The sequence below is a fragment of the Kordia algicida OT-1 genome, assembly GCF_000154725.1.
Classification (GTDB): Bacteria; Bacteroidota; Bacteroidia; order Flavobacteriales; family Flavobacteriaceae; genus Kordia; species Kordia algicida.
This window is the reverse complement of the sequence record NZ_DS544873.1, coordinates 4,620,565-4,635,889: the sequence shown is the minus strand read 5'-3', so window position 1 is coordinate 4,635,889 and position 15,325 is coordinate 4,620,565. Positions and strand designations below refer to the sequence as shown.

The window sequence follows — 15,325 nt, the reverse complement described above, 5'->3', positions numbered from 1 at the left end:
ACAACTCACAACCCACAACTCACAACCCACAACTCATAACTCATAACTCATAACTCATAACTCATAACTCATAACTCATAACTCATAACTCATAACTCATAACTCAAGAAAACATACATGGAGAAACAACCAACTTTTCCTATCAAAAAAACAGAATTACAAATCTTACGCGAAGAAGCTTCCTCATTCATCAAAAGTGTACAATGGGAACAAGGCTACAAAGCGCGAAACAGAGATGGAAGCAAAGAACAAGAAGACATTTTACTATACTTATCAAAAGCAAAAGGAAATGGTGGAAATGCAATTTCAATCTCAAAAACCATCTTAAGTCTCAAAAAACGTTTACTACCCGATTCTGTGGCGTTACCGCTTGCGCTGAATGAAACACTATTCAACTTGCAAGAAGCCTTGGCAATCGGTTTGTGGATTCGTGATAGTTATTACGATGCTTCCGGATTGTCTATTCTGCATGAAAAAAGAGCTGGGCTTTCTACAGAACAACGCAAAGAATATGAATCCAAACAACAAACAGCAACAGCTTTTATGTTGTTCAGTTTGTCGTACTATGTCGTTTCTCGATTAAAAGAAAAGGCAACGGAAGACAATACGGTAATGCAAAACAAATTTGCGGGAATTCCAGAAGTCTCACTCATATCACCAACCAAAGGAATCTCATGTCAGTTATTCTACTACGACAAATACATGAATCACCCAAATTTAATCAACTCTGAACAAGATGTGATTGATTTTTCTGTGATGTATTTTGAAGCCTATCTAAACGAAATCATTCAGCGAAAAGGTGCGCTTGAACATACGGAATCGATTACCGATAGAACCTATCAACTAGAAGATTCAGACTTTTCTATTGCGGGTTGGGAAACCGTTTTCACGGGAAGCGCCACGAGTGTGGAATTCAATCCAATACGATTTGAGCAAATTGTCGGAAACAAAGATGCAAAACACTTCGCCAAGCGTTTGGTAGAACGTATGATGAGTTACGACATGGCAACCAAGCGAAATCCTTTTCAGGAACTTGGTGGTTTTATGCCTGTATTTATGGGCTATGGAATTCCAGGAACAGGAAAAAGTATGCTCATTGCTGCCATTGCAACCATGTTAAAAGAACGCTGCGATCACTTGGAAATTCCGTTTCTATTTCACCCAATGCCAGACACGGTAGTTTCTACATTTCAAGGTGGATCTGCTGAAAAAATGGTACAATGGATGAAACCAATGCAAGATCCTACTCGATTGATCTTCGCTCCTATTGACGATGCCGAAAACAACTTACAAGAACGTACAGAACAAGGTGTTTCTGCTGGTGTAAAAGAAGTCATCGGCGTCTTTTTACGATACACGGAAGGTGCGTACGCAGTAAATCACGGAAATAGTTCGGTTGGTTTATTTACCAATTTGCCTGAAAAACTAGACAAAGCTGTCATTTCTAGAATTCAAGGACGATTCAAAATTGATGGTGCGCGCACAGAACATGATTTCTTAGATCAAGATTACATTTGGTGGTCTAAAATTGAAAAAACATTACCTGGTTTTGTCTCTATGAACGATCATGCAGATTATACATATCTGAGCGATCAAGGATTGGCGGCAAATGCAGGAGAAATTCTTGGGAATATCAATGAACCTGAAGACGATAAAATCAGGCGTATCTTTAACGAATCGCTTTCAAATGCTTCCATAAACGATCATTTATTCTATGCGAATTTATACGGCGCGGTTCAAAAAGAATTTCCATTTTTCTCATCGAGAGACATTCGAAACATACAAAGCGCTATTTCATTGCGTTTGACAGATTTCAACTTAGAAGAAGATTGGTTTGAAAATCCAGAATTATACTTCCAAAAAGATTACGACACCAAATTGGGAATGCTCAAAGAATTGATGACTGCCAATATGAAAGGACTCAACTTCGCAGAAATTCGCAAACAAGAAGTCATTCGTTACTTAGACAATTTCGCTAGCATTGCCGATATGGACTTTGAACGCAAAGTAAAAGGTCATATAGAACGTATTATTGTTCAAGAAGAAGCAATTTTGAGAACTAAACCAAATCAGTGATGAAAAAGTGTATTCTTTTATTTCTTTTATGTATTACATTTGGTTTTGCTCAAAAAGAAGCAATCAATGATGTAAAAAGCATCAAACTAAATCCAAAAGGAGAAGCAATTCTTATTGAAAACATCAACGTAATTGATGTACGTACGGGAAAAGAGAAAACTCGGAGTGTTTTAATTCGTGATAAAAAAATTGTTGATATACGAAAGAAAATCAGGGTTAGCGATGAAACTATCTTAAAGATTGACGGTACAGGAAAATGGTTACTACCAGGAATGATTGATAGTCACGTACACTTATTCCAATCTGGAAGTTTGTATACACGACCAGATGTATTCAACTTAACAAAGTTTAGACCGTATGAAGACGAACGAATATGGCTTAAAAGGAACGCTCCAGATTTATTAAAACGCTATTTACAAAGTGGAATTACTACCATTATTGATGTCGGCGGACCAATGTATAATTACAAAATTCGTGAACAATACAGCGATAATACTTCCTATCCAAACATTTACTTAACAGGTCCGTTGGTTTCTACCTATCAACCAAAAGCTTTTGATATTGAAGACAGTCCAATCATAAAAGTCAACTCGCCAAAAGAAGCAATAGCTTTGGTACAAAAACAAGTGCCTTTTAAGCCTGATTTTATCAAAATTTGGTATATCAACAGAGGTGATCCAGTTCTAAACCATCAAATTGTAAAAGCCACTATTGAAGAAAGTCACAAGCATAATTTGAAAGTTGCCGTTCATGCTACAGAACTAAAAACCGCCAAGCTAGCCATACAAGCAAACGCAGATATCTTAGTGCACAGTGTCCGAGAAATCATTGATGATGAATTCGTTAAAATGATAAAAGCTAGTAATGTAAGTTACATTCCGACTTTAATGGTTAGTGATAAATATACGGAAGCTTTTGCACAAAATATTCAATTTACGAATGAAGAATTACGACTTTCCAATCCGTTTCCTATCAAAAGTTTTGAAGATCATAAGCACTTGGACAATGACGCACAATTTGAACGTTACAGAAAAGGTGGCATCGCTTTTAAGGATAAGCAAATTGAAGAAAACAATATCGAAGCCGCAAACTTGAAACTATTACAAGAAAAAAAGATCAATATTGCTACAGGAACTGACGCAGGAAACATCGGAACTTTGCATGCAACTTCCTATCAAGAAGAATTGAAGCTTATGAAATCTGCTGGATTATCTAACTTAGAAATCATTCAAGCTTCAACCATTAATGCCGCCAAAATATTAGATAAAGATGACCAAATAGGAAGCATTGAAGTTTCCAAATTAGCAGATTTAATCATTCTGGAAGCAAATCCATTACAAAATATTGATGCCTTGCAAAAAATTAGTCATGTCATTAAAGCCGGAAGCATCTATCGTACGGAAGATGTTTTGATAGAATCTCCAGAAAATATCGTACAGAGACAAGTAAATGCTTACAATTTGAGAAACGCAGAAGCTTTCTTAGAAAATTTCAGCGAGGATATAGAAATTTATAATTTTCCTGATAACTTAGTTGCAAAAGGAATTGAAGAATTTAAGAAAGGTTGGGCAGCTTTCTTTAAAAAATATCCAAACTTACACTGCGAAATCTTAAATAGAACTGTAAGAGCAAATACCGTTATTGACCATGAACGTGTCAAATATGCTGAAGGCAATTACAATGATGTCATTGTAATTTATAGAATAAAAGACGAAAAAATACATAAAGTCTATTTTGTAAGAGACTAACCAACTAATTATATCCTTATGAAAAAACTCATCATACTGTTATTTTTAACTGTTTCTGTAGCAACGGCACAACAGCAAAACGAAGCGGCAAAAGTCATTCAAAAACAAGTTGAAGCTTATAATGCACGAGATATTGATGCTTTTTTAGCAAATTATAGTGACGACTTCATTTTCTACGATTTCAATAAAGAAGTACGCTTTAAAGGTATTGAACAAATGCGAGAAGTTTTTGGAAATCTCTTTCAAAACAATCCAGATTTACAATGTACCATTGCAAACAGAATTGCTTCTGGAAACACCGTAGTTGACCATGAAAAAGTACGTTTCAAAAAAGGAACTCCCATTCGTGAATTTGTCATTATGTATATCGTAGAAGACGAAAAAATAAAAGAAGCTTATTTCTTAAAACGCCCACAATAATGAATAAAACACTTAAGGTTACTTCACTTATTTTAGGAGCATTGCTCGTACTTTATATCGTACTAAAATATACTGGAATGTGTTCGCCATATACAATGGCAACTTCGGGAAGTGAACCTAACGTGAAAGCTGGTGATTTTATACTCGCTTCCAACTTGATAACGCCCAAACGCGGAGATTTTATCATATATGAATTTGATCTTCCTGAATTTGGAAAGTCATCATTTGTTCATCGCTTGTGCGGAATGGAAAATGATACCATTCAAATTATAAATGGAACACTATTCGTAAACGGGAAAAACATTGACGAACAGTACAATCTGCAACATTCGTATCTTTTAAGTGAAACGCAGTTTAAAGCTTTGAATGACGAAACTATCGAGCATTTTCTTATTACAACTCCAGAAGGTTCAACAGGCTATCTCACGTTTGTGGATGATGTTGATGCGAGAAGATACAAACTCGCAAAAGACCGCTATCGTACGTTAAAAACGATTCCAGATCCTCAAACTGTAGAAACGTATCAACAACCTTGGAACAAAGATCATTTTGGACCACTTATCATTCCGAAAGGGAAAATATTTGTACTTGGTGACAATCGCGACAATTCACAAGACAGTCGTCATTTTGGACTTATAGATGCTTCTGCTATAAAAGGCGTACGCTGGAAAACCTTATTTACGTTTGACACTAAATAATGAAACTAAACTTTTTCAAGTATTTTATACTGATGTATCTTTTTTGCATGGCACCAACGGCAACAGGAATTATTCCTGATGAAACGGTATCATGGCAGAAAAAAATAGCTATCATCCTCTTAGTTCCGCTTGTCATTAGCATATTTCTTGCACCATTACTTTATTGGCTAACCCCAAAATTGCAATTACGCCATCGTCGTAAAAAAACGAAGAAAAAACTCTTTCAGGAATTTGTAGAAAAAAATGCTTTCAGAATTTCTGATGATGGACATGTGCTTGGAAAAATTGACAATTATATCGTTATCATACATGCAAACTACAATGAATTTCAGTCTACAAAATGGATAGAAACTCAAATACTATTTCATCCAAAGCAAGGTAATCAGTACATTTCACAATCATTTTTTCAGCGGATGATACGCAAATACGAAGGAAAAAATGTAACATGGTTTGCCAATAGTATACTAATAAAGAGCGATTACATTCTAAAACTTCCAAAATATGAAGTTTTATATCCGCTGATAAAGCGATGTATTTCAGAATTAAAAGCACAAAACATCACGCCAATTTCACACAAACAATGGACCGCGTTGATACCCGAAACACAACAATATTTAAATAACATTGAGAAACTATAAATAATTGTATTTTTATAGTAAATTCAAAATACGTTAATGGAAAAATTAAAACGATCTGAATTATTTGGCGCAGCCTTAGTTCCTGTTACAGGCGCTTTGGTCGATCGCTATAATAAATGTCTTTCTTATATAGGAACAGCACCAACTAAATTGCACAGTTTTCATATTGACGCCATGGGTTGGAGTCCAGAAATAGCTGATGAAAAAGATGATTTTCTATATTTAAATTCTGGTGAAGCCAATCCGAATGCCATCATTCTTTCACCAAAACAAAATGAAAAACCAGCGTATTCGCCGTTTCATAGTTTTGATAGGGAAATTATGAACTTGGTGTTTAAGCAACACAAACACGCCATTAAAGACATTACACGTGATGCCGCAATATGTATCGATTTAGATCAATATATTGATGCTTTTTACGAACCTGAAGATTTATTAAAATACAATCAAATTACGGTCGATTTTGCCATTGTAGATGATTTGTATACCGTGCAGCAAAATCAGTTGAAGCTTGTAGAGGAATTTTATAAAGAAGATAATTTTTTAGACGAAAGCTTACATCTCAAAATTTTAGCTTCTGCCAGAAAACATGGCGATTTACGAACGCGAACGCTTCACATGGAAAGCATTGACTACAAAACCAGTTCTTTTTACACAAGAGCTTTTGGTGGAGTATTTGTATTTAGAACTAAAGGAAGCGGAAAAAATATTTTAATCTTTGAATCGAAAGCAGAAGCCGATAAAGTAAAAACATCATCAAGTACGCAAGCTTTTCATATTGAAGATCAACGTTTTTTTAGTGCTTTGGCTGGAGAAAAAATGATTGTTCTCGATCCTGAACACAGCGTATTATCTGGTTATTTTGAACGTGTATTGCAAACCATTTTCTTATCACATGTAAATGAACCAACGCATCCGCTAAGTGATATTTTAGAAAATTCAAACGTATACAAACGCTATTTAAATCGTTTAACGGCTGACACTCGAAAGCAATTAATGATTCTAAATCGTTTAAAAGACAATTCAAAAAAAGCAAATGCTTTAGATATTGAAGGCGGTTTAACACCCGAAGTATTGGCATGTATTCAAATACCAACGCCAGAATTAGCTATGGATTTGCAAGAATTGGTCTGGAAACTTATTGTCAAAACAACTCCGTACAAAGATCCACTATTTTTGTATTGGTATGACAAAGAAACATTTTATGCGGAATATACCGCTTGGGACGCATCGTATCAAGATTGGGTCATCAAATTAATTAAACAAAACACCTGGAACACATGATTACATTTGAAATTATCATCTTCATATCAAGTCTCGTTTTTGGAATTTCTATTTACTGGTTGGAAGCAAAAAGCAACGGACTGTACAGAAGTATCAATAAAATTACCAATTCGAAAGAATTGCAGATGAAGCCTACAAACAGAAAAGGGTTTATTGTGCAGCAAGAATTTATTCCACGCTTTATTTATGTGAATATATTTTTTATCATTGTTTCACTTATCATCTACTTTTTATTACCAATTTTTACGCTCAGCGTTGCATATTACGTAACTGCTTTGGTTGGAACTATGATTGGAATTTACATTGCCAATTTCATCATTGACGTAAAAGATAAATCGGAAGAAATTATAGATAAAGTCGTTGATAAAAGTAAAGACATCATTGACGATATTAAAACCAAAGGACAAGAAGCTGCGGCAAGTTTTTCGGAAGAAGAAACTACGCAAGAAGAAACTTCTAATGAATCTGAAGCACCAAAAAAGAGTGCTAGAGAACGTTTAAAAGATAAAGGATTATTAAAATAAAAACTATGCTAAAAAGATATTGGAACCGCGGAGCGAAACAAAAATTCATCCTCATCATGATAGGATTGATCGTTTTCTGTACGCTTTTTATTTTGAGAGATGATTACCAGCCATTTTTACTCTTTTTAAGAAAGTACTTGTTTATTTTAATCCTTTTTGGAGCTATTCTCTACCTCGGATTGCGGTCGTTTCGAAAAGCAGCGAGTGCCGTAAAAAAGATTTTACGAGGCATCGTTGCATTGGCGTCTATCGCGTTGATTTATGTGCTGTTTTTTAATGTTGGCATGTATGATTATATACAAACCTACAACGTGTTTAACGATATGAATTTGCAAGAAATTGCAAAATTACCGTTGAGTCGTAACGAACGTATTCAGCCATATAATAATATTAAAACAATGGCATACGAGTCAATTTCTGAAACGCAAGAAGTGTCGCCTCCACAATTGGTTCGTGTAGATGATCGCAATCAGTGGACAATGGCGGTGCAACCTTCCAAAGAATATTCTATTCAGCGAATTAACGATAATATTGAAGAATTATTTTCCGTATCAAGTACTTCGCCTTCTCCTCGATTTGCAAACGAAAATCGTATTACAGCAACGTTTTCCATTGGTGAATCGTTAGCATTTAGTAGAAACACGTACAATGCGGTAGTACAACGTTTCAATCCTTGGCAATTGTTTAATTATGAGCCACACGAAGCATATTACATGAAAAATGATGAAGGAAATTGGGTTCAGGTTGTCAGTTTAATTAAGTGGAAAGGATTCTTTTTTCCATATCCAACTTTTGGTGGTGTGATGGTTTTAGAAACAGGCGAACACGATTTTAATGATTATTTAGAGCGTTTGCTTATTGGTAAAGGAACTTTTATTGCTGCTGAAGATGTACAAAAATATCCGTATTTAACACGTCAAAATACCTTATCAGAAAAAGTATCGCGCTTGCAAGCAACTTCTATGATGTTTTTGGGCGGATTTACAGATCCACTTCCGTGGAATAAAAAAACGGCAGTTAAAATTCCTGATTTGATAGAAGATCAGAATCAACAACCATTTGTGACCGATTTTAAATTTTCAGATGCTGTAAATAATGCCTACGACGGATTGTATCATTGGTTTGGCTTAGAACCTATTGGAAACGAGCGTACCAGTTTATCCATTAGTGTCTTTATTCCTGCTGATGGAAGTAAAAAGGTTTACTATTACAATCATGCGAGTAGAAAAGAAGGTTTGGCAGGAGTTTCTGCAATGCCAGCAAAAGTGATGGAATCAAAAAAATCGTACGATTGGAATGTAAATAAACCTGTAGAATTCAGACCTTTTATCAGAGATATTGCTGGAAAACGACGTTTATTTATGTTGAGTACCATTGCGGCAAAACGTGAAAACAGCGATCAATTTGATGGTGGTTCTACGCCCGATTTGGCCTTAGTTGATGTTTCTTATAAAGATGTTGTTTGGATTGATGCGAAACATCCATCACAATGGAATGCACAAATTTTGGAACAATTAGGAGAAACTTGGCAAGCTTCCGAACAATTGTCTGATGAAGATTTATATCCAGACCGATTGAAAATTGATGCGGAACTTGAGGTTGTAAAAGATTCATCGACCGTAAAAAAGGATTCAATGACGATTGTAAAAGATAGTATGAAATAGATTCGCTTTCCTTGATTGAATGATTCAAAAATTCAATGATTCAAGGTTGTTTCTAACACCATGATTTCAATTTTAGGATAAAAAAATACGTCATTACAAAACTAACAGATTGCCACAAGCTTTTCCAAAACTCTCGCAAAGACGTTTCATAATGCTTTAATTATTTAATTCTTTCATCTTTTAATCAAAAAACACGTCATTACGAGGAAGCATGACGAAGTAATCTGTGACATTAAAAAGTACATTCGTTTTCAGATAAACAGATTGCCACAAGTTTTTCCAAAACTCTCGCAAAGACGTTTCATAATGCTTGAATTATTTGATTCTTCAATCTTTTAATCTTTCAATAAATAGATTTTACCGCAACGGAATATTCAACACAACTTCAGTTCCGGTTGGATGCTGATTGATGTCTTTTAAGTCCTTAAAATCTACTGAGAAGGTATTTTTAAAATCTTTTACAAAGTTGGTCAAACGGTTTTTAGTCAAACTAATTCCGATAGATTTTCGCTTTACAATTTTGTTATCTGCGATTTTTTGTGCCGCTTCTCGCCCAATTCCGTTATCGTTGATTGCTATTGTGACAAAATCATCTTTTGTTTTTGTCACTGAGAGTTTGATATTTTTTTCACCTTTTTTTGAAGATAAACCGTGCCATAGTGCATTTTCAAGAAAAGGTTGCAGCACTAAAGATGGAATTTTAATTTGATCGAGATTTATATCTTCATCAACCAAAACCTCAAAGTTAATTTCATTCGAAAAACGAATATTTTCAATACTCATATACAAATCCATTGTTTCGAGTTCGTCACTTAACGAAACCACTTTTACACGTGAAGCATCTAATATTTTACGAATGAGTTTTGCAAATTTATTGAGATAGTGTACGGCATTTTTTTGCTCATTACTGATGATGTATTGTTTGATAGAATTCAACGAATTAAACACAAAGTGCGGATTCATTTGGCTTCGCAACATATCTTGCTCTAGTGTTAAAATCTTTTTTTCATTGTTTAACAAACGTTGTCGGTATAAAATGTAAATCATTATTGCCAAGAAAGCAAACACAATACTACTTGTTATCCAAATACTTTTATTTCGTTTTAGCGTTTGTTTTACGGTTTCGTTCTCCTTTTCAAGATTTTGAATTTGTGCGTTGTATTTTTCTGTTTCATATTGAATCATTAAGTTATTTACGTATTGGAAATTCTTTTCATTACTAATTTCTTCTTCCAAATCGTAAGACAACTTTCTATAATCTAATGCTTTTTTGTATTCTTTTTCTTTTTCAGCTAAAAGTGCCAAATGTTCATACATTTCTGCCGTAGCACTTTTCAATTTATATTCTTTGCAAATTGTTAGTCCTTCATCCCAATATTTTTTAGCAAGCGCATTATTTCCCATTTCAAAATACGCACGTCCAATATTGCTATATACTGCTGAAAGGTGAAACTTATCACGCAATCCTTCCGCATTTTTCAATGTAGATAAAATGATTTCTATAGCTTCTTCATATTTTTTTTGCTTGATGTAAATTCGCCCAATCGTATTGTTACAAATTACACGCCCCAATTCTGAATCGGCTTTTATATTGTAACGCAAAGATTCTTTGTAGTCCACCAAAGCACCTTCCAAATCGCCTTTAGCTTCTTTGGCATATCCAATATTGTGATAATTGATTGCTAAACCGAGATTGTTACCCACACTTTCTTCTATTCGCATAGATTGTTTGAAGCGTTCAACTGCCAAATCGTATTGCTCTAGAGCAAGAAAAATATTTCCTGTACTATTGAGTGATACTGCAATACTTTTTTTTACAGAATCTGTTCGATCTTCAATAGTTTCCGCGAGTGCCAATGCTTCTTGATGATAGTCTAATGCTGTACGAATACCGTCAATTCTTCTGTAAACAACGCCCAACATATTTAAGGCATTTACGCGCAATTCCTTATCGTCAGCTTCAATAGCTTTTTCCAATGCTTTGTTGTGATACACAATGGCTTTGTCGTATTGAGAAGTATTTCGACAATAAATACCTATGGCATTTAACGCATAACTTTCACCGTGTAAATATTTTTTTTCTTTGTAGAGATTTGCTAAATATTGTAGTTGTAATGAGTCTTGCTTGTAAGGTTGAAGCATGTCATCAATTTTGGAGTATGCAGTAGGTTTTGCATCCAAAAGTGCATTTGCTTGCTCCACAAAAGTACTATCGATCGTTTGTGATAAGCTGATGTTGGCTATAAAAAAGGTAAGAATGAATTTTAGTACATTCTTTTGTAGATAGTGCATACACTTCAATTTTCTTATAATTTTTCTAGAAAAGCTGCTTTACGTTGTCTAGAAATGGGGATTTTATGATTTGAAATCAAAATTACATAACCATCAGATTTAATAAATTCTTTTATCTTATCTAAGTTGACAATATATGAATTATGAATTCTAAAAAAACGCTCGTCAGGTAACATAGCGTTCACTTCTTTGAGTTTTTTAGTCAGGACTATTTTTTTTGAATTAGCCAAATACAACGTACTGTAATTTCCATCAGATTCTGCAAATAGCAAATCATCTAAATCAAGGAAAATAAGTTTTCCATCGGTATTAATCGTAATTCTCTTTTTGTTGAATCTACTATTATAATCTGACAAAATGCGTTCAAATTTTTCGGTAGAAACATCATTACGAGAAATATATTTCTTCACTTTAGAAATTGCCACTTTCAAGTCGTCCATATCAATTGGCTTTAGTAAATAATCAATCGCTTCTTCCTTTAATGCTTTAATGGCATATTCGTTATAGGCAGTTGTTATTATTACGGCAAAATCTTTCGTTTTAAGTCTGTTTAAAAACTGAAAACCATCCATGGTAGGCATTTCAATATCTAAAAAAAGACAGTCGCACGATACTTTTTCTATGTATTTTAAAGCTTCTTCTGGATCAGAGAATTTTGCTAAAACTTCAATCTCATCACTAAAATTATCTAACTCCCATGAAAGGCTTTCTAGGGCTTTTGGTTCGTCGTCTATTAAAATTGCTTTTAACATAAGTGTTGGTTTAATAATTTAAAGGTACGCTTTTCGAACTAAATTCTAATGGTGTTCGGTATCATTGGTTCAAAAATATGTATATGCGGTTTGGTTTTATAAATGAATAACATACAAGGGGATTTACACCTTTTTTCACCAAAAACAGACTATACAACATTTGACTCCATTTATACAATATCTAAACTTTTTAACTTTTTCTTCACATATATTTGGATTGTTATTAAGTCGCCCCAAATTTTGATAGCTAAGTAATTTAAGATATGTCATTGGCACACATATTAATGTAAAACTAAAATTCAATTTATCTAAATACTAACAATCAAAATCAAAGTAATGAAAAAAACTACACTAATCTTAATGTTAATTTGTTTTGCTTTTAGCACGAATACAAAGGCAAACAACATTCAAGTGAACAATATATCACTTGAAAATTTAAACGAAGTATCTAACTGGGTTCATGTAGAATTTGACCTTTTTTGGGAAAACTCATGGCGAATTAGTTCTGGTCCATCAAATTGGGATGCTGCATGGGTATTTATTAAATACAGAGTAAACAATGGTAGCTGGACACATGGTATTGTAAGTCAAGCAAGTTCAGTAGCAGCAGCAGGAAGTACATTAGACGTTACTCCAGATGGTATGGGAGCTTTTATTTATCGTTCTGCTGATGGAAGTGGAAATGTTAATTTTCAAAATACGCAATTACGCTGGAATTTCGGTTCAACAGATACCAATGATATTATAGATATTCAAGTATTTGCTATAGAAATGGTATACGTACCACAATCTGCTTTCTATTTAGGAGGAACTACAGGTGATGAGTCTAATAAATTCTATTCAGGTGGTTTTTCTACATCTTCTTCATTCCAAGTAACTTCTGAAGATGCTATTACTATTGCAAACACTTCTGGAAACTTATATTATGTTGGTGACAATGCTAGTGGTGGAGACCAAACAGGAACATTGGGAGTTCAGTACCCTAAAGGATTTAATGCTTTTTATTGTATGAAATATGAAGTTTCAGAGGCGCAATGGTTAGGCTTTTTTAATAGCTTGACAGAAACACAAAAAAACAATAGAGATGTAACGGATGCTACACACAAAAATAGTGATGCAGTAATCAGTAGAAATACAATATCATGGACAGGAGGTTCTGCAAGTGCTACAACTTCTGCACCAGATAGAGCTTGTAGTTATTTAAGCCCTGGAGACATGAATGCATATATGGATTGGACAGGAATGCGTCCAATGACTGAGTTAGAATACGAAAAAGCATGTCGTGGACCAATACTTCCAAAACCAGGAGAATTCGCTTGGGGAAGTGCAAACATTGCTTCCAATGCGTATAACTTAGTAAACTCTGGATTCTCTAGTGAGCGAATCACAAACCCAGAAACAAATACAGGAAACGCAATCTATGCTGATACTAATGGAACTATTAGCGGACCATTACGTAATGGAATTTTTGCTGCAAGTGCTGTAAATAACAATCGTGAAGAAACCGGTGGAAGCTACTACGGAATCATGGAACTTTCTGGTAATTTATATGAAAGATGTGTAACTGTAGGAACTTCACAAGGAAGAAACTTTACAGGAGTGCACGGAAACGGAATTATTAGTTCTACTGGAAATGGTACGGCTATCAACTGGCCAAACAATACAACTGGTGATGGATATAGCTACAGAGGAGGAAGTTGGTTGAATGGAGCTGACTTTATTAGAGTTTCTGATCGATTTGATGGAGCTTCTGTTATCGCTACTGGAAACAATCGTTTAGGATTTAGAGCCGTAAGAACTGCACCATAAGATGAAGGAGATGAAAAAAAGAATTCTTTTCTTAATATCTATTTCTCTCCTATATAGTATGCAAGTTGCTGCTCAATTTGAAGGATCGAATGGTGATGGGTATGACAATACTATAGTGTCGTCTATCACACTCACAAATCTTTCTCTTGAAGTACTGTATGATGGTAGCAATGGTGATGGATTTTCCAATAGAATACTATCTGCCATTACACTTGACAATACGCAGCTAGCAATATTGTACGATGGTAGCAATGGTGACGGATTTTCTAACAGAATATTATCTGCAACTACACTCGACAATACACAACTAACTGTATTATACGACGGTAGCAATGGTGATGGATTTTCTAACAGAATACTATCTGCAACTACACTCGACAATACGCAACTAGCCGTATTATATGACGGAAGTAATGGTGATGGATATAGTGTAAGATCACTTGATGCCACCACTTTAGACAATACACAACTAGCAGTACTATACGAGGGAAGTAATGGTGACGGATTTAGCGTTCGAATACTCGATGCTACTACTTTAGATAACACTTCGTTAACAGTATTGTATGAAGGAAGTAATGGTGACGGGTTTGCCGTAGATCAGGAAAATTTATTCCTTGATCCTAATCAAATAGTAGACCTAAGAATACGAGCAACTGTATTCCTGCAAGGACCACGTTTAGACGCTGTTGATGATGGACTCATGAATGACGACCTACGAGTTGGAAACTTAATACCTAAAGTCACTCCGTACAGTGACGGAGCTACGATACCAGATTCTGATGTATTTAATAGCGGAGGAATCTCTGGAGTAGGTTTAAGTCGAGATGATATCGTTGATTGGATTTGGATTGAAATTAGAAGTAGTTCAGACAATACACTTGTTATTGATGGAACTTCTGCTTTGGTACAACGTGATGGTGATATCGTTGACTTAGACGGTACATCCGATGTCATATTAAGAGGATTAACAGGCTCATATTTCCTAACCATAAAACATCGTAACCACTTAGGAGCTATGACGCAAACCACAAGAGCACTATCTGTAACACCAACAAATGTCGATTTCACAAATAGCAGTACTGCAACCTTTGGAAGCAATGCACAAGTACAACTATCAAATGGAGACATGGCATTATGGGCAGGAAATGTAAACGGTGACACATTTGTTCAGTATTCTGGAACAAATCCTGACTCACCAAGTATACTATCTGAAGTATTAAATGACCCAGGAAACTTTTTAAATTTCCCTACCTATGTAGTGAACGGATACAATGTACATGATGTCAATCTAGATGGAGGCACTCAATATACAGGTACTTCCCCTGATACGCCTACGCTGTTACAAAATGTATTAGCACATCCAGGAAATTTCCTAAACTTTAGTACTTATCAAATTCAAGAACAATTACCAGAAAATTAA

12 protein-coding genes are annotated in these 15,325 nt (G+C 34.8%); 10 read left to right on the top strand and 2 right to left on the bottom strand.

The genetic code is table 11. The features are described 5' to 3' along the window. The first annotated feature begins 117 nt into the window (after nucleotides 1–117). Genes KAOT1_RS19890 through KAOT1_RS19855 form a run of 8 tightly spaced genes read left to right on the top strand, consistent with a single transcriptional unit; the run spans nucleotide 118 to nucleotide 9,052 of the window. Nucleotides 118–2,076: an AAA family ATPase gene (locus KAOT1_RS19890; protein WP_007096700.1), complete on the top strand. Its 1,959-nt coding sequence runs from the start codon at nucleotides 118–120 to the stop codon at nucleotides 2,074–2,076. Then, nucleotides 2,076–3,824 (top strand): amidohydrolase family protein, encoded by a 1,749-nt coding sequence (locus tag KAOT1_RS19885; RefSeq protein ID WP_007096699.1) that lies wholly within the window; start codon nucleotides 2,076–2,078, stop codon nucleotides 3,822–3,824. Before KAOT1_RS19890 ends, KAOT1_RS19885 begins: the two co-directional genes overlap by 1 nt. A gap of 18 nt (nucleotides 3,825–3,842) precedes the next feature. Continuing rightward, entirely contained in the window at nucleotides 3,843–4,244 is a 402-nt protein-coding gene (locus KAOT1_RS19880; protein ID WP_007096698.1) for a nuclear transport factor 2 family protein, read from the top strand. Next, entirely contained in the window at nucleotides 4,244–4,942 is a 699-nt protein-coding gene (gene lepB, locus KAOT1_RS19875; RefSeq protein ID WP_007096697.1) for a signal peptidase I, read from the top strand. Before KAOT1_RS19880 ends, lepB begins: the two co-directional genes overlap by 1 nt. A 47-nt stretch (nucleotides 4,943–4,989) precedes the next feature. Further along, a complete protein-coding gene (locus KAOT1_RS19870; protein WP_040559733.1) occupies nucleotides 4,990–5,580 on the top strand; it encodes a hypothetical protein in 591 nt (196 codons plus the stop codon). A 36-nt stretch (nucleotides 5,581–5,616) separates the two neighbouring features. Beyond that, nucleotides 5,617–6,864 carry a DUF6638 family protein gene (locus KAOT1_RS19865; protein WP_007096695.1) on the top strand — a complete coding sequence of 416 codons (1,248 nt, stop codon included), beginning with the start codon at nucleotides 5,617–5,619 and terminating at the stop codon, nucleotides 6,862–6,864. Then, nucleotides 6,861–7,388 carry a hypothetical protein gene (locus KAOT1_RS19860; RefSeq protein ID WP_007096694.1) on the top strand — a complete coding sequence of 176 codons (528 nt, stop codon included), beginning with the start codon at nucleotides 6,861–6,863 and terminating at the stop codon, nucleotides 7,386–7,388. Before KAOT1_RS19865 ends, KAOT1_RS19860 begins: the two co-directional genes overlap by 4 nt. Before the next feature lie 5 nt (nucleotides 7,389–7,393). Beyond that, nucleotides 7,394–9,052: a hypothetical protein gene (locus KAOT1_RS19855; protein WP_007096693.1), complete on the top strand. Its 1,659-nt coding sequence runs from the start codon at nucleotides 7,394–7,396 to the stop codon at nucleotides 9,050–9,052. Between the two features lie 357 nt (nucleotides 9,053–9,409). Here KAOT1_RS19855 and KAOT1_RS19850 read toward each other — a convergent pair whose 3' ends face one another. Together KAOT1_RS19850 and KAOT1_RS19845 are read right to left on the bottom strand one after the other, a co-directional pair. Beyond that, nucleotides 9,410–11,344, bottom strand: coding sequence for a tetratricopeptide repeat-containing sensor histidine kinase (locus KAOT1_RS19850; RefSeq protein WP_007096692.1), 1,935 nt, complete (start codon nucleotides 11,342–11,344; stop codon nucleotides 9,410–9,412). 14 nt (nucleotides 11,345–11,358) lie between these two features. Continuing rightward, nucleotides 11,359–12,096, bottom strand: coding sequence for a LytR/AlgR family response regulator transcription factor (locus KAOT1_RS19845; protein WP_007096691.1), 738 nt, complete (start codon nucleotides 12,094–12,096; stop codon nucleotides 11,359–11,361). 336 nt (nucleotides 12,097–12,432) lie between these two features. Here KAOT1_RS19845 and KAOT1_RS19840 point away from each other — a divergent pair, with 336 nt between their 5' ends. Continuing rightward, on the top strand, nucleotides 12,433–13,905 hold the full coding sequence (locus KAOT1_RS19840; protein ID WP_007096690.1) for an SUMF1/EgtB/PvdO family nonheme iron enzyme: 1,473 nt from the start codon (nucleotides 12,433–12,435) through the stop codon (nucleotides 13,903–13,905). Between the two features lie 10 nt (nucleotides 13,906–13,915). After that, nucleotides 13,916–15,325, top strand: a complete 1,410-nt coding sequence (locus KAOT1_RS22165; RefSeq protein WP_157560211.1) for a hypothetical protein — start codon at nucleotides 13,916–13,918, stop codon at nucleotides 15,323–15,325.

What these genes read in the sequence shown, in the direction of transcription:
- KAOT1_RS19890 (WP_007096700.1), top strand. Translation starts at nt 118, where the DNA reads ATGGAGAAACAACCAACTTTTCCTATCAAAAAAACAGAATTACAAATC.
- KAOT1_RS19885 (WP_007096699.1), top strand. Translation starts at nt 2,076, where the DNA reads ATGAAAAAGTGTATTCTTTTATTTCTTTTATGTATTACATTTGGTTTT.
- KAOT1_RS19880 (WP_007096698.1), top strand. Translation starts at nt 3,843, where the DNA reads ATGAAAAAACTCATCATACTGTTATTTTTAACTGTTTCTGTAGCAACG.
- lepB (WP_007096697.1), top strand. Translation starts at nt 4,244, where the DNA reads ATGAATAAAACACTTAAGGTTACTTCACTTATTTTAGGAGCATTGCTC.
- KAOT1_RS19870 (WP_040559733.1), top strand. Translation starts at nt 4,990, where the DNA reads ATGGCACCAACGGCAACAGGAATTATTCCTGATGAAACGGTATCATGG.
- KAOT1_RS19865 (WP_007096695.1), top strand. Translation starts at nt 5,617, where the DNA reads ATGGAAAAATTAAAACGATCTGAATTATTTGGCGCAGCCTTAGTTCCT.
- KAOT1_RS19860 (WP_007096694.1), top strand. Translation starts at nt 6,861, where the DNA reads ATGATTACATTTGAAATTATCATCTTCATATCAAGTCTCGTTTTTGGA.
- KAOT1_RS19855 (WP_007096693.1), top strand. Translation starts at nt 7,394, where the DNA reads ATGCTAAAAAGATATTGGAACCGCGGAGCGAAACAAAAATTCATCCTC.
- KAOT1_RS19850 (WP_007096692.1), bottom strand. Translation starts at nt 11,344, where the DNA reads ATGCACTATCTACAAAAGAATGTACTAAAATTCATTCTTACCTTTTTT.
- KAOT1_RS19845 (WP_007096691.1), bottom strand. Translation starts at nt 12,096, where the DNA reads ATGTTAAAAGCAATTTTAATAGACGACGAACCAAAAGCCCTAGAAAGC.
- KAOT1_RS19840 (WP_007096690.1), top strand. Translation starts at nt 12,433, where the DNA reads ATGAAAAAAACTACACTAATCTTAATGTTAATTTGTTTTGCTTTTAGC.
- KAOT1_RS22165 (WP_157560211.1), top strand. Translation starts at nt 13,916, where the DNA reads ATGAAAAAAAGAATTCTTTTCTTAATATCTATTTCTCTCCTATATAGT.